Annotated in this window: 9 protein-coding genes and 1 tRNA gene; 4 read left to right on the forward strand and 6 right to left on the reverse strand. The window is 41.7% G+C overall.

Features of this window, described 5'->3' with window-relative positions; translation table 11 throughout:
• Nucleotides 1–58: 58 nt before the first annotated feature.
• The 5 genes from NtB2_RS05015 to dnaA all read right to left on the reverse strand — a co-directional run bounded on the left by NtB2_RS05015 (nucleotide 59) and on the right by dnaA (nucleotide 9,872).
• On the reverse strand, nucleotides 59–262 hold the full coding sequence (locus NtB2_RS05015; RefSeq protein ID WP_109245847.1) for a DUF951 domain-containing protein: 204 nt from the start codon (nucleotides 260–262) through the stop codon (nucleotides 59–61).
• A complete protein-coding gene (addA, locus tag NtB2_RS05020; protein ID WP_109245848.1) occupies nucleotides 249–3,881 on the reverse strand; it encodes a helicase-exonuclease AddAB subunit AddA in 3,633 nt (1,210 codons plus the stop codon). Before addA ends, NtB2_RS05015 begins: the two co-directional genes overlap by 14 nt.
• Nucleotides 3,881–7,147 (reverse strand): ATP-dependent nuclease subunit B, encoded by a 3,267-nt coding sequence (gene rexB / locus NtB2_RS05025; RefSeq protein WP_109245849.1) that lies wholly within the window; start codon nucleotides 7,145–7,147, stop codon nucleotides 3,881–3,883. The genes addA and rexB overlap by 1 nt, the downstream gene beginning before the upstream one ends.
• Before the next feature lie 54 nt (nucleotides 7,148–7,201).
• Nucleotides 7,202–8,344, reverse strand: a complete 1,143-nt coding sequence (dnaN, locus tag NtB2_RS05030; protein ID WP_109245850.1) for a DNA polymerase III subunit beta — start codon at nucleotides 8,342–8,344, stop codon at nucleotides 7,202–7,204.
• Nucleotides 8,345–8,483: 139 nt separating this feature from the next.
• The gene (dnaA, locus tag NtB2_RS05035) at nucleotides 8,484–9,872 is read right to left on the reverse strand and encodes a chromosomal replication initiator protein DnaA (RefSeq protein WP_109245851.1); all 1,389 of its coding nucleotides are present in this window, start codon (nucleotides 9,870–9,872) and stop codon (nucleotides 8,484–8,486) included.
• A gap of 347 nt (nucleotides 9,873–10,219) precedes the next feature.
• Here dnaA and NtB2_RS05040 point away from each other — a divergent pair.
• Nucleotides 10,220–10,291, forward strand: a tRNA-Glu gene (locus NtB2_RS05040).
• 43 nt (nucleotides 10,292–10,334) lie between these two features.
• Here the strand turns inward: NtB2_RS05040 and NtB2_RS05045 are convergent.
• Entirely contained in the window at nucleotides 10,335–12,947 is a 2,613-nt protein-coding gene (locus NtB2_RS05045; protein ID WP_109245852.1) for a cation-translocating P-type ATPase, read from the reverse strand.
• 122 nt (nucleotides 12,948–13,069) lie between these two features.
• On the opposite strand from NtB2_RS05045, the gene NtB2_RS05050 reads away from it, so the two are divergent.
• The 3 genes from NtB2_RS05050 to gap all read left to right on the forward strand — a co-directional run bounded on the left by NtB2_RS05050 (nucleotide 13,070) and on the right by gap (nucleotide 15,475).
• Nucleotides 13,070–13,552 carry a DUF536 domain-containing protein gene (locus tag NtB2_RS05050; RefSeq protein WP_225867049.1) on the forward strand — a complete coding sequence of 161 codons (483 nt, stop codon included), beginning with the start codon at nucleotides 13,070–13,072 and terminating at the stop codon, nucleotides 13,550–13,552.
• Between the two features lie 68 nt (nucleotides 13,553–13,620).
• A complete protein-coding gene (locus NtB2_RS05055) occupies nucleotides 13,621–14,286 on the forward strand; it encodes a YcjF family protein (protein ID WP_109245854.1) in 666 nt (221 codons plus the stop codon).
• Between the two features lie 178 nt (nucleotides 14,287–14,464).
• Nucleotides 14,465–15,475 (forward strand): type I glyceraldehyde-3-phosphate dehydrogenase, encoded by a 1,011-nt coding sequence (gap, locus tag NtB2_RS05060; RefSeq protein WP_109245855.1) that lies wholly within the window; start codon nucleotides 14,465–14,467, stop codon nucleotides 15,473–15,475.
• Nucleotides 15,476–15,509 lie beyond the last annotated feature (34 nt).

Consider the following 15,509-nt stretch of genomic DNA (forward strand, 5'->3'; position numbering starts at 1 on the left):
GAAATAAAACTTCTCTTATTATATCAAAATTTCTATGAAATTAAATAAAAGCCTGGATTTAGACATCCAGCACTTTTTTCATTTTATGCTCAAAATCATGACGACCCATCATGATTTCATGCTGGCAATTGGTGCACTGGAGCTTGATGTCTGCCCCCATCCGGGTAATTTCCCAGCGATTGGCCTTTTTCCCTGTTGCCTTAATCACACAGGCATGGGGCTTCTTCATTTCAATATATGAACCCAAATCATAGTTCTTCATATTTTTCTACCCAGACCTGGTCTGGTCCTCCTAGTAAGATAAGATACTTGTCAACCTGGTTGACACCATAAGCTTTTGATAGAGCTTCAGCGTAGAGCTTCATTTGCAGCTCATAACGTTGCATGATTTCAGGAATATCAGCTTTCGACTTAAAGCGGTCAGTCTTGTAGTCCAAGAGCAAAATCCGGTCTTCAAGCAGGACAAAGGCGTCACAAATCCCACGGACAATGTATTGCTCATGGGCAAGATCATCTGTCCTCAACATCGAAAATGGAGCTTCCTTGCGGATATGATCAGCATGCTCTATCAAGAAGCGTCCAAATTCCTGGTCAAAAAGGCTCAATATTTTAGGAAGATCAATCTTTTCTTTAAGTTCATCTGAAAGATTCATCCCATCCAAGACAGCCTGTAAACTAAACAAGTCAATCTGATGGAAATCAACCTCCTGCATGAAGCTGTGGGTTGCTGTACCAATATCCGCAGCTGTCAACTTTTTCTGAACAAAATCAAGCGTCAACTCCTTAGAGGTCACATACTCAGAAACTGGAGCAATCCCGCCCAGTTCAATCTGTCGCTCATAAGCCCTCTTTTTGACCTGACTCGGCGTCTGAATACTGGATAGCTGTGTCGCTTCAGGATAAGGATAGTTAAATTCCATGATTTCCTTAGCCTTTTGAATATCATCAGACTGGTCCATGATCCCATCAAAAGCCTTGCTAGCCTCAAGCAACTGCTCAAAATTAGGCCTTTGTAAACTTGCCTTTTCAGAGCCTTGAATAGCCTTATCATCGATGATTTTTACTGTGATTGGAAGGTCAATCGCCTGCTCAAGGGCTAAAATCCAATGCTGAAATCCCTTTGAAGACCTGCGGAATGAATCAGCTAAAAGGCCAGATTCTAGCTCAGCAGAAAGATAGTCATCCATCCCCTTTTTGCTCTTACTGTCCTTGATTTTACCAATCAGGTAAAGCTTTTTCTCAGCCCGTGTGAGTGCAACATAGAGGACCCGCATTTCCTCAGAAAGACTGGAAAGTTCCTTTTTCTCTCTGTTTGCAAGATAGGGGAAGGTCTCCATCTTGACCATTGCATAAGGGAAATTTGTATTGACAGCGGGCTCCTGCTTGAAATCAGCCAGATACTTCATGCCAATTCCCCCATCCCGGTCAAGAATGACGTCTTTTTTCAGGTCATCCATATTAAAACGTTTGTTCAAATTCATCAAGAAGACATGATTAAATTCAAGCCCCTTTGACTTATGAAAGGTCATGACTCTGACGGCATTTTGTGGCAACTTAATATTGACTGCAGCCAGGTCATTATTTTGAGCCATGAAACTGTCAATCAGTTTAATAAAGCGGAAGAGACCCTTATAGCCCGATGCTTCATAAGACTTAGCCCGGCTTGAGAGGGCTTGTAAATTTGCCTGTCTCATTTTGCCATTATCAAGACTTCCGACATAGTCGAAATAGTAGCTATCCAGATAAATTTTCCAGAGTAATTCATGAACCTGAATCTCTGTAGAAAGCTTTCGCCAGACTTCAAAAGTCTCAAGAAAGGCGACAATTTTATTTTCAAGTTTCTGGTCTATCAGATGGGGATGAGCCATTTGTCCATCCATAATCCCCTGAAGCTTCAACCAATAAGCCTTTGTCTCCAAGGCCTGCAGATGAATCCGGGTCAACTCATCCTCGTCGAATTGGAAAATGGGCGAGCGAAGAAGGGCGACCAGTGGTATATCCTGAAGTGGATTGTCAATCGCACGCAAGACATCAAGCATCAAGGTCACTTCAATCGACTTGAGAAAGTCGACCCTGCCTTCATCTAGGACGACAGGAATCCCATAAGAATTAAAAATATCCTCAATTTTATTATTACTTGACTTAGAACGTACCAGGACGGCAATGTCCTTCCATTGGACCTGCTTTTCTAGCTCTTGACCATCTTCAACGACGATTTCCTTTTCTTCACGAAGCTTCAAAATCCGCTCAGCAGCAATTCTGATTTCTCCATCAGAGACCTCATCGCCCTCTTTTTCTGTCGCAGATGAATCTTCCTGATAAATGAGAAATTCTGGATTATAGGCATCATTCAGCTCTTCAGGATAATCTCTCGTATTCCCCTGGACCAGCATTTCCTCATCGCCATAGGTCATCTCGCCCAGTCTTTCGTCCATGAGATGTTGGAAAATCTTATTTGTAAACCTCAAAACTTCCCCACGAGAACGAAAATTTTCCTTCAGACGAATCAGGTGATTCTCTTTTTTCTGATAACTTTTATATTTCTCATAAAACAGACTAGGGTCTGCCTGACGAAAACCATAAATAGACTGCTTGATATCTCCAACCATAAAGAGATTGTCCGTCCCATCGCCATTCTTACTCAACAGCCTTAGCATGGCCTCCTGAGTATGGCTGATATCCTGGTACTCGTCAATCATGATTTCTTCATATTTTTCCTGATAAATTTTGGCAATTTCAGGAAAATCGGTCAAAATTTTAATGGCAAGATGGGAAACATCACCGTATTCAAGGAGATTCTCTTCAAGTTTACGGGCCAAGTAAACACTGTAAAAATGAGCTGTAAACTTTCTCAAATCATCTGCAACTTTTCTAGCTTCGGGCTGATATTTCTCAATCAGGTCAATATGTTTGACTTCATCAATCAAGTCTCTGACAATGCCTGAATTCGTCTTTGTACCGATGGTTTGCTTAAATAATACAGCAATTGAAGACTCAGCAGGAAGCTTCCAAGCACTAAAATCTAAACCCTCAAAAAGACTTATAAATTCTTTATAATTTTTCGTTTCAAGGGTCTTTATAAGATTTTGCTTACCTGCAGAAACAGTCTCAGCCTTAGTTTTAGTCTTGGCAGTCAGCAAAGCTTCATCCAGGGCTTTGTCTAAAGCGATAAAAAAGTCATTCAACGCTTCAAAAACATCAGTCGCAAGGGATGAATCTAAATCAGCATAAGTCTTATATTCATTAAAGCCTTTAAGAAAGTCATTTTCCAGCCAGCTAAGTGGATTTTCAGTCGCCATGGCATAGTAGTAAACACTGTAAACCGTCTCTTGAAAACCCTTGATATTCCGGTCTTTTGAGAAATTCTTCATTAGCTTCTCAAAAGAAGACTTTTCGATTGGATAAGCCTTGATCACTTCCTCATCTTCTGAAAGATAGGATTCCACCAGACTATCAAAGACATCAGACTTTATTAAATCTGCCTCAGACTGGTCGGCTAAAATCCTAAAATTTGGATCCACATTGACAACATTAAAATGAGTCTTCAAAAGTCTTTGTGTAAAACTATCCATGGTCCCAATATCTGCATTTGGGAGTTCTTTGAGGGCCTGACTCAATAAGTATTTTGCCTCTTCATCGTTGGCCTGCTGGCGCGCAAGCTTGATATCCCGCTCCAACCGGCTTCGCAATTCAGCAGCAGCCTTCTTGGTAAAGGTCGATATAAAGAGTCCTGTCACAGGAATACCAGACTTTATTTTTTCCACAATCCGGTTGGCCATGACAAAGGTTTTCCCAGAACCTGCACTTGCAGAAACCAGGATATTATGGCCAGATTCAAAGATTGCTTTTTCTTGTTCTGCTGTCAATTTTAAGTCTGGCATTATGCTTTCTCCAATTCAGCTTTAATTTCCTTATTTGATTTCAGCTTGATTTCTCTCGAATGTTCTTTCAGATGACGATTGGCTTCAATCCGACAGATGGATTTGAGTTTACAGTATTGACAACCAGAAAGACTAGGCTTTCCTTTTTCTCTGACAGGATTAATCTTGATTTCTCCTGATTTAAGCGTCCTTGCACCCTCTTCAAAGTGACCTTCATTCATCTTCAAAAGCTTGTCTAAATCATCTTCAGTAAACTTATTATTCTTTTGAATTTTTACAAAGTCAGGCTGATTTTCCTGTAAACTTAATCCCTGATACTTCATTTGATCCTTGAGCATTCCATCAATTTCAGAGATATGATTGATTTTTGAAAGATTCAAAGCCTCGTTTTTAATCTGAAGATAGAGGGCACCCCAGATTTTTTGTTCTGGATAATTTTTTTTCAATACATCCAAATAAGTCAGAAGCTGTAAACTTTTCTTATCATAAGCTGACTGTAAATCAAAGTCATGACGACTGGATTTATAGTCCACAGCGACAAGGCCGTCATCAAAGAAATTGTCAATCCTGTCAATTCGCCCTCGTAAACGAAGGTATGAAAGTTCAAAATTTCCAAGTTCCTTTGCTCCAATACCAAAAGAAGCTTCAGTTGACAGTGTTGAAAAATCTGGATTGGCAATAATTTCTTTAAGCATCACAGATGTCTGTTGGACAATCTCTTTAAGATTAGTTGCTGCAAACCTTGATCTGGCATCCTGTTCAAAGTAGAGCTCATAATTACTATAAGTCTCGTTGAGCAACTGACCCAGGCTCTCATCAAATCGTCCTTCAGAAAGCTCTGGATCTGCCATCAGTTTTTCAAAAACTTCGTGGAAGAAATTTCCGACGATCCTTGAATCTAAGCTTAGTGGTTCAACAGCTTGTAATCTCAACGTATTCTGCAAGAAGTACTGATATTCACAGTTATAGAAGTTTTCAAAGCTTGATACTGAGACATTGATTTTGTCATTGTAAAGTTCTTTTACAGTATCTTCAGAAAGGTTGACAGTATCAATATCCCTGTCTAAACTCAACAATAAGTCCTGGAATTTAGGATTATTTTTACTGATCAACCTGAAAATACTCCCCCAGAAGACTTCTTTTTTTTCAATCCCTGTCGTCGCTAGCTGTCGCTCAATCTCTCCAAGTGCTGAAATCATCGCCCTCTGATTGGCAATATGGCTAATGCTCTCTTCTGGATTTGTCCTTCTCATCCTTTTGAGAATTTTACCTGATTTGTCTCGGTCAACGATGACCTTCAATAAATTAGAAGTCTCGTCCTGTTCATTATCAAAGATTTCTGGACTTGATAAGATCAATTTTTGATGGGCCGCATTAACAAGTGAGAGTGAGCTAGTTAAATTCTTGCTGTAATTTAAGGACTCAACAGCCTCCAAAAAGCGACCTTCTTCAGAAGCTTCATTGATGACCAGTCTTTCCTCATCTGTCAACAAGCTATTATTCTTACGGATACGGGGAAAATTAGATTGGTTGAGGCCAATTGCATAGACGATGTCAGCTGCAGCAGGCTCGACCAGTGCATAATCATTGACATTTACAACATCAACATTGGCTGGAATCTGCCTATAATTAGCGTTTTTGAAGCCTATAATGATAATGTCCAGAAAATCTGAAATGCTCATTTTCTCATCAGAAAAAATAGACTGAAATTCTTCAAAATTTTTATTTAATAACTTCCAGACCTGTTCATGCTTACTTGCAAGATTTTGCTGGCTCTTTTCAAGTGCTTCTTGATAGAGGCCATTAAAGTTGATAAGAAGTTCTGAATCCTTAAAAAACTGATCTAGCGATGATAACCAATGCCTTCCTGTCTTTTTTCCAGTCTGATTGAGAAAGTTTTGAAGGGCTGAATCTTGAGAAAAATATCGCTCTCTGACTAATTCTACATCATCAAAGGCAAAAAACTCTTCTTTGTAAAGTGTAAAGGCATCTGTAAACTTTTTTCGCCCTTGAATATTATAAGAGCTGACATAAAGATCAAAGGCATCGATTTCATCCTGACTAATCTGACCGTAAAGTCCAGATTTCAAAAGGTTAATCAGGTCTTCAAAACGATAATTTTTCTTTTTGATAGCATAAAGGCTCTCCAAAAATGCAATCAAGGGATGATTCGCCATTGACTCTTCCTTGGCATAAAAATAAGGAATATCATAGAGCTCAAAAATCTGCTTGACTGGAATTTCATAGGCCGTCGGGTCGCCGACTAGGACTAACATATCCTTGAATTTTCGCCCTGCTACAATTTCCTGTCGAATAGCTTTTGCCACCGCTTCAATTTCAGCCATCTGATTTTCAGCCGACCAGATTTCGACTTGCTCGGCATCTTTTTCACTGAGACTCGTCAACTGCTCAGGAATACTATAGCTATTTTCCTCTTTGACAATATCAGTCAACTTACTGTAAACTTCATTGACTTCACTAGAATCTAAATACAGTAAATCTGCTCTGAACTTTTGACGAAAGCTTTCCATCATCTCCAATGCATCACTGTAAACAGAATTGACAAATTGCCCTGCCTTATAATCAGTTTGACTGGCGTAGGTCCCAATGATAAGATCATCAACCTTGCCATTAATCGCATCAATAAAGGCTTCTTCCTCAGCAGAAAAACGGCTGTATCCATCGATGATAAAGACCGTATTTTTAAGTTGCTGAACGATTTGTCCTTCATTCCCAGCAATTTTAGCTGTCAAAAGCTGAAAGTCTGAAAAATTATGATAATCCTGACTTAAGGCTTCCTCAAAGGCTGTCAAAATCCTGCTGAGCTCATCAAATTTTGCAGTCCCAGCCAAATCTTCCGGACTTAAATTCCCTCTCAAGAACTCTTCTCTGAGATTGACCAGCATATCTAAGAAGCTAGGCGAAGCCTGTAAACTGTAATAAAGCGGGATTTCTTCCTGACTAAAATCCTTCAAGACCTTGCGAAAGAGCATGCTAAAGCCGACTTGACTGAGCTCAACCGCCTCTTGGTCTGAGATATTTCTGTCAAAATAATAAGGCAGTTGCTTAAAACGGGTCACCAAAAGGTCAAAAACAGCCGTATCTTCGCCTTCTCCCAGGCGTTCAAGAATGGATTTTTCCTTTTCAAAAGACATCGAAGAAGGCACAATATAATAGACCTTTTTGCCTTCTGCCATAAGGCTTCTAGCCTTATTCAGAAGTTCTCCACTTAAATCCTGATTGATTTCACTATAAATAATCTGCATATCTGCCTCACAAAAAAATAGACCTAAGATTTTCTTAAGTCTATCATAGCATAATTAATTGGTTCTGACAGGTGTTACCAGTTGAACGAAGTCGTTGGTCTCAATGCTTGGCTGGAGTGTAAAGGGCCGGACATTTGAGATAAAGCGGATTTGCACTTCAGGCGATTTCAAAACCTTGAGGGCATCAATCAGATATTGTGGGTTAAAGCTGATGGCAATGTCTGCCCCTTCTTTAGCAAGGACAGTCATATCTTCATGGACAGAGCCGACTTCAGGCGAGTTGGCGGTCGTTACTACGCTATCGCCAGAAACTGTTAATTTGACAGTCCCGTTTGACGTTGCATTGGCCAGAAGTCTTGCCCGGTCCATAACATGACGAAGCTCAGAAACATCAAAGGTCAAACTCAGCGTATAGTCTGAAACTTGTGGAATCAGGCGGTCTGTTTCAGGATAATTTCCTTCAATCAAACGACTATAAAAGCTGATATTTTCATTTTGGAAAAGGACTTGATTGTGAGCAATAAAGAGATTGATTTCTTCATCATCATTGTTGAAAACATTTCTAAAGCTGTTGATAGACTTAGCAGGAATGACCACGTCAAAGTCTTCCGTCATATTTTCAAGCTCCACAATCCGCTGACTCATCCGGTGAGAGTCAGTCGCAACAGCCTTGAGGCTCTTATTGTCCGTCAACATCAGGTGGACACCTGTAAAAATAGGGCGACTTTCCTGTGTGCTGACAGCAAAGACAGTTTCAGAGAAGATTTCCTTGAGTTGCCCAGCCTTGATTTTCAAAGGATTTTCCTTAGAAATTTCTTGAATTCGTGGATAAACTTCAGCATCCAGACCATTCAGTGTGATTTCTGATTTGCCTGATGTGACGATAATCTGATGGTTGTCAATTTCTTTGAGTTCTAGCGTGACATCTGGCATCTGAGCAACGACAGAATCAAAGAAGCTGGCTTCTACCAAGATGCTACCAGTGCCTGAAATCAACATGCTGGCATCTTTATCAGAAGCGGGAAGGAAGTTTTCAATAGAAATCTGGCCGTTTGAGCCTGTTAAGCTAATGCCTTCATTGCTGACAACAATTTTTAATTTGCTGAGAGCTGGAATGGCTACCTTAGAACCAATGGCTTGTTTGGTAATCCGAAGTGCGTTGAGGAAGGCTGCTTTATTAATGGATAATTGAATCATGGGACTCCTTTATATATATTATTTAATAATAAATAGTAGTAGTAGGTCAGGGGATAAACTGGAAAAGTTGAAGTAATCCAGTCATAGTGCTAAAATCTTCTCGGAAAAGTCCGGGAAAAAATGTGGAAAACTTTTTAACTTATTTTAACTTCTGTTTGATTTGATCAATGTCTTTTTGAAGTTGTTGATCGGTATTCATCAGCTCAGAAATCTTATTATAAGAGTGCATGACGGTTGTGTGGTCACGCCCACCAAATTCACCACCAATGGCAGGCAGGCTAAGTGCCATCAAATCCCGAATCAGAAACATAGCGACCTGCCTTGCAAAGGCAATTTCCTTGTTTCGCTTAATGCCAATCATGTCTGAAACAGCGACCATGTAGTGCTTAGAGACCACGTCTTGGATTTTCTTAACGGTCAGATTATTGAGCGGTTGGGCATGGTTGTTTTGGATATTTCTTAGGGCCTTGCTGGCGGCATCAATATCGACCTTTTGCATCTTATTGGTCTTGGCATAGAAGTCGACCAGGTTCAGTGCCCCTTCAAGCTCACGGACATTGGAGTCAATCTGGCCAGCGATATAGGCCAGGACCTCTTGAGGAATCTCTGTGGCGAGATGTTCAGACTTCTTCATAAGAATTGCCATCCGGGTCTCATAGTCAGGAGCTGTGATGTCTGTGGTCAAGCCCCAACCAAAGCGACTGACGAGACGGTCTTCCAGATTATTAAGTTCTGTGGGTGGCCGGTCTGAGGTCAGGACAATCTGTGCCCCTTTTTCATAGAGGGCATTAAAAGTATAGAAAAGTTCAGATTTTGTCTTTTCCTGCTCTGGATTGAAGAATTGGACATCGTCAAGAAGCAGGAGGTCAAGGTTTCGATAGGTGTTTTCAAAATCCTTGAGCTTACCGTTGGTAGCTGCAGTGACATAGTCATTGACAAAGTTTTCCGCTGAAGCATACATGACACGGGCATAAGGATTATCCTTGAGCATCTCATTGCCGATGGCATACATCAGATGGGTCTTACCAAATCCAGAGCCACCGTGAATAAAGAGGGGATTGTAGATGGAGCCAGGACTGTCTGAAACCGCGATAGCAGCTCCCAGGGCCAACTGGTTCCCATCCCCTTGGATAAAGTTTTCAAAAGACTTATTCGGGTTGACCTTAGTTTGTGCGACCGGTGTTTTTTCACGGACACTTTGCAGGTCATGTTCTAATTCATTGATTTCTTGAATGTCGTCAGTTTTTAATTTTTCAAGCTCATCTGTTGAAAGCTCATCTGAAGCGTAGGTTTTGATAGAGACAGGCTCGCCAAAGACCTCAAAGGCGGCGGTTCGGATCAGGTCCGTCTGTCCCTTCCAAAAGTCCTTATGCATCTGTGAGACGATAAGAATGGAGGCCACCCCTTTTTCAACAGAAAGAAGTTGACTGGGTTCTATAAAAAATTCATAAGCTTGAGCTTTAAGATGCTTTTTGGCGAGTTCATTGACCCGATTCCAAAACTGCTTATCTTCGCTGGTTAAGGGCATATTGTTACTTTCTATGGGAAAAATCGTATGCTTTATTATATCATCTTGAAGAGACTTTTTCCACAAGCAAAATAAAAGGAGAAGTTTTTTCACAGTTGTGCAAAAAAGCTTGTGTAAAACTTGTGGATTTGTGCAAATTTCAAAGATTTACACAAAAAGAAGCTTGATTTTCCACTATTTTTATTAGTTTTCCACAAAAGTGGAGAAAAACTTTTCTCTTGAAAAGCATGTGGAAAAAAATGTTTTGAGTTTGACTTTTCCTTTGGCCTGTGAAAAAATCTGTTGAAAAAAATAAGGCTTGACAAGGCTCTTAGATTTTGATAAACTTATGAAGTTGTTAAAACTCAGGTCCGTTGGTCAAGGGGTTAAGACACCGCCTTTTCACGGCGGTAACACGGGTTCGAATCCCGTACGGACTATATTAAAAATCAGCCTTTGGCTGATTTTTTTGTTTCATTTACTTTACTGGATGAAAGGCTTGCCTTGCTTTCTGAGAATAGCCTTGGTCAGCTCAATGACAAGGACTGATACGAGGCTGAGTCCAATAGCAATCAACCAATGGTAGCCGGTCATCGGCACGATTTCTAGGACATTCATCAGGAAGGGCACCTGAGTAAAGACAGCCGTAATAGATAGCGAGAGCAAGGTCGTCCCAAAGACCATCCGGTTGCTTAACAAGCCCATCTTCAAGATAGATTCATTGCTTCTGGCATTGAAGACGTTGATTGTAGAAGCAAGTGTCAAGACGATGAAGGCCATGGTTTGCCCCAACTGATGACTGCCGACCATACCGCCTACTTCTAGGAAGCGACCAATAGCAAAGCCAGATAGGACTGTGATGATAAAGGCGGTCGAGCAGACAGCGATTCGTTTTCCGACACCTCTTGAGAATAGGCTCTCAGTCACACCAATCGGCGGTCGCTCCATGATTTCTTTGTCTGCCTTCTCACGAGAGAGGCCGAAACCTGGAATCCCATCAGCCAGGACATTGATGTAGAGAAGTTGTATCCCTGTGAATGGCAATCCCCAGCCGATGATGGCACCAATCAGCATGGTCATAATTTCAGCGACATTAGCCGATAAGAGGTAGTAGATGGTCTTTTTGATGTTAGTATAGACCCGCCGGCCCTCTCTGACAGCCCCGACGATGGTCTCAAAGTTGTCATCAGCCAGGACGATGTCAGAGGCTGATTTAGCAACCTCTGTCCCTGTGATACCCATAGCCGTCCCGACATCAGCGGCCCGAAGGCTGGGAGCATCGTTGACCCCATCGCCAGTCATGGCAACAATCTGCCCTTTTTCCTGCCAGGTCTTGACAATCCTGAGCTTATCTTCTGGAGATACCCGGGCGTAGACTGAAATTTTCTCAATATTTTCTTTTAATTCTTCATCTGTCATATGGCTTAGCCGGATGCCATCAACGACCTGGTCATTCTCTCTATAAATATCGAGCTCATAGGCAATAGCCTTGGCGGTCAAGGCATGGTCGCCAGTGATCATGATAGGTTTGATACCAGCCCTTCTTGCTTCTGTCACAGCCTGCTTAGACTCTGGTCGTGGCGGGTCAATCATGCCGACAATCCCCAGGAATGTCTGATTTTCTTCAAGTTTTTCCAGGTCTGATGGCAAGTTATCCACAATCTTGTGGGAAAGTGCTAAAACCCTGAGGGCAGATTCAGCAAATTGGTCGTGGATGTCAAAGGCTTCAGGGAGATTATCTGGAGCCAGACGGTCAAAGGCCCCTTTGGTCAAGACCAGGTATTTCTCACCGTAAGGAAGGACGACCGTCATCTTTTTCCGCTTGGAATCAAAGGGAATTTCGATGATTCGCTTGGCTTCATGCTTGAAAGGATAGATTTCCTTGTCAATGGCAAAGCGGAGAATCGCTGCTTCTGTTGGGTCGCCCAAGACCTCCCAGTTCTCCTCTTCTTTATTAAAGTGGGCACTGGCATTGCTGGCCAAGATAAATTGCTCAATGAAGCGGGTCTCTGCATCCGTGATATGGCCGTGTTCATAGACCTGGTGTCCATGGAGCCAGAACTTCTGGATAGACATCTGGTTTTGTGTCAGTGTCCCTGTCTTGTCTGAGGCAATGACGGTCGCATTTCCAAGGGTTTCTACGGCTGGAATATTACGGATGATGGCACGCCGGTGGGCCATATTCTCCACACCATAAATCAGGCTCAGTGTGACGATAACAGGCAGGGTCTCAGGGACAGCAGCAACACCAAGGACAGCAGCCGTCATTAAATTATCGACTAATGGAATATTCCCATAGAGGATATTGATGAAAAAGATGATGGCACCAGCACCAAAGGCGATGAAGGCAAGGCGTTTTGCCAGGGTGTCAATCCGTTTTTGCAGGGGTGTCTTTCCCTTGACCTGTTCTTCTAGGAGGCTGGCAATCTGTCCCATCTGAGACTGGTTTCCGACGGCGACAACAATACCTTCTGCTGTCCCATTTAAGACATTAGTCCCTGAAAAGACCATATTAATCTGGTCTCCTAAAGGCACTTCTTGGCTGATGACTGCCTTGGCATCCTTTTCAATTGGCTCAGATTCACCTGTCAACGAACTCTCGTCAATCTGTAAACTACTGCTTGACAGCAGTCGAATATCAGCTCCTACCTGGACACCGGCTGTCAACTTGATCAAATCCCCACAGACCAGCTCACTTGAAGGAATGGTCTGGGTCTTGCCATCACGGATGACAGTTGAGGTCGGAGAAGAGAGCTTTTTCAGGGCTGATAAGGCATTTTCTGCCCGGCTTTCCTGGAAGATAGCCATGACGACATTGATACTGACAATAATCAAAATGACAGCAGTCTTCGTATAATTTCCATCTCCAATGAAGGCCAAATAGCTTGAAAACACCGCTACTGTCAGCAGAATGATATTCATGATTTCTAAGAGATGATGGCCAATCTTCTTAAAAATCCCTTCTTTTTTAGCTTCAGAAAATTCATTGGAGCCGTAGCTTTCACGAGAAAATTTGACCTGCTTCTGGCTTAATCCCGTCTGATCCTTATGGTAATAGGCTTTTATTTTTTCTATACTTTCAGTTTTATGGTTCATCCTGTCCTCCTTTTTGCGAAAATAGTTCTAATTTAATTTTAATATATTTCTTTCTTTCCGAGAAATAATATCCTTTTAGACAGGGGTTTACTAATTGACAGACTTATGATATTATTGTAAACATGAATACGAAAACAGTGACAGAACTCGCAGGGCTCTTTGGTGTAACCCGTCAAGCGATGAATAAACGTGTAAAGTCTCTTGCTTCAGAATACGTCGAAAAAAATGAAAAAAACATTACGGTTGTCAAGCAAGAAGGCATCCATCAGCTTGAACAGTTAATGGGGAAGGTTGTCACTGCTGAAGCTGAAGTGGTTGACAAGCCAGATTTGAGCCAGACAACCGAGCTTTCCTTAAAAGATGACTCAGGAATGTTAGACTTGGTCAGAAATCTCATGAGGGATAAAAACTCTGAAATTGATCAACTTCATCATCAACTGACTGTAAAAGACCAACAGTTGGCTGAAAAGGACAAGCAGATCCAACGTCAACAAGAGATGATGGAAAAGGCTCTGGGCGACCAGCAACAATTCTTTGTTGAGCTTCAAGAGCAGATGAAGACAGCTGGTAATAGAGGCTTCTTCGCCCGCCTCTTTGGAAAATAGAATAATAAAGTAGAACATTTCTTTTTGAGGGATGTTTTTTCTATAATAAATGTGAATGGGGGATTGTAATGAAGAAACAAGAAAAATTAGACCTTGACCTCTTTGAAACAAAAGAGGAGGAAGCAGACTTTCGGGCTTTTTTTGACGACGTCTTAAAGAAGATTCCTAAAAAATATGCCGTCATCGTTAAAAATTCACTGGCCAAGACCAGTAAACAGGCAGAAGCCTTTGTAAAGTCCAGAGCTGAGCAATTTGACAAGATTTTTGATGACTTCTTAAAGGATTTAGACAGAGATAGCCGCAAGAAAGCTCACAAAATCATCCATTTTGCCAGTGTGACGGCCGCGATTGTCGGCTTTACCCCCCTGCCTTTTGCAGATGCTCTTTTGCTCGTGCCTATACAGCTGGTCATGATGACTCGCCTCTATGCGATTTTTGGAGAAAGCTGGTCTGAAGGCTTGACCAAGTCACTGGCAAAGGAGATGGTGGTTGTAGGTCTGGGCCGTTCTGCTGTCGGTAATCTCTTGAAGTTCATTCCTGCGGTTGGAACGATTGCGGGTGGTGTGATCAATGCCAGCGTTGCCTCTATCATCACGGAGTCTCTGGGCTGGGTGACCGTCAAGATGTTGCATGATGGTGAGGACATTTTTGATCAAATCATGTCTTTTAGAGGACAATTTAATCTCTTATTTTCCAGTCTTTCTAAGGCATCCAAATCTAAGAATAAAAAGTGAAAGCCTTTACATCATCTAGTTTTAGACATTCCCACCATGAAAGGATTTTCAAACGCTTTTCCTTGCAAAATTTAGGAAAAGTGTTAAAATATTATTTGTAAGTTAGTTCAATAATTAACTTTGTTGTAAGGGCATTTGCTCTGAAAAAATTTCACCCTAATAAGGAGGCAACTACATAATGGTAGTTAAAGTTGGTATTAACGGCTTCGGTCGTATCGGTCGTTTGGCATTGCGTCGTATTCAAAACGTTGAAGGTGTTGAAGTAGCACACATCAACGACTTGACTGACCCAGCTATGCTTGCACACTTGTTGAAATATGACACAACTCAAGGTCGTTTCGACGGTACAGTTGAAGTTAAAGATGGTGGTTTCAACGTTAACGGTAACTTCATCAAAGTTACTGCTGAAGCTGATCCAGCAAACATCAACTGGGCTGAATCTGGTGTAGAAATCGTGCTTGAAGCAACTGGTTTCTTCGCAACTAAAGAAAAAGCTGAAAAACACTTGCACGCTAATGGTGCTAAGAAAGTTGTTATTACTGCACCTGGCGGAAACGACGTTAAGACTGTAGTATTCAACACTAACCACGATATCCTTGATGGTACTGAAACAGTTATCTCTGGTGCTTCATGTACTACTAACTCACTTGCACCTATGGCTAAAGCCCTCAACGATGCATTTGGTATCAAAGTTGGTACAATGACAACTGTTCACTCATACACTGGTGACCAAATGACACTTGACGGCCCACACCGTGGTGGTGACTTCCGTCGTGCACGTGCTGCAGCTGAAAACATCGTTCCTAACTCAACTGGTGCAGCTAAAGCTATCGGTCTTGTCGTTCCTGAACTTCAAGGTAAACTTCAAGGTCACGCACAACGTGTTGCAACACCAACTGGATCAGTTACTGAACTTGTAACTATCCTCAACAAAGAAGTTACTGCTGAAGAAATTAACGCAGTAATGGAAAAAGCAGCTAACGATTCATTCGCTTACAACACTGACGAAATCGTTTCATCTGATATCATCGGTGAAACTCACGGTTCAATCTTCGATGCTACTCAAACTGAAGTAACATCTGTAGATGGCGCACAACTCGTTAAGACTGTTGCTTGGTACGACAACGAAATGTCATACACTTCACAATTGATCCGTACTCTTGAATACTTCGCTAAAATTGCTAAATAATCAACTTGTATAGATTGAAAAGACCAGCTCTCAG

It is taken from the genome of Lactococcus termiticola (genome assembly GCF_003116835.1).
Lineage (GTDB): Bacteria > Bacillota > Bacilli > Lactobacillales > Streptococcaceae > Lactococcus > Lactococcus termiticola.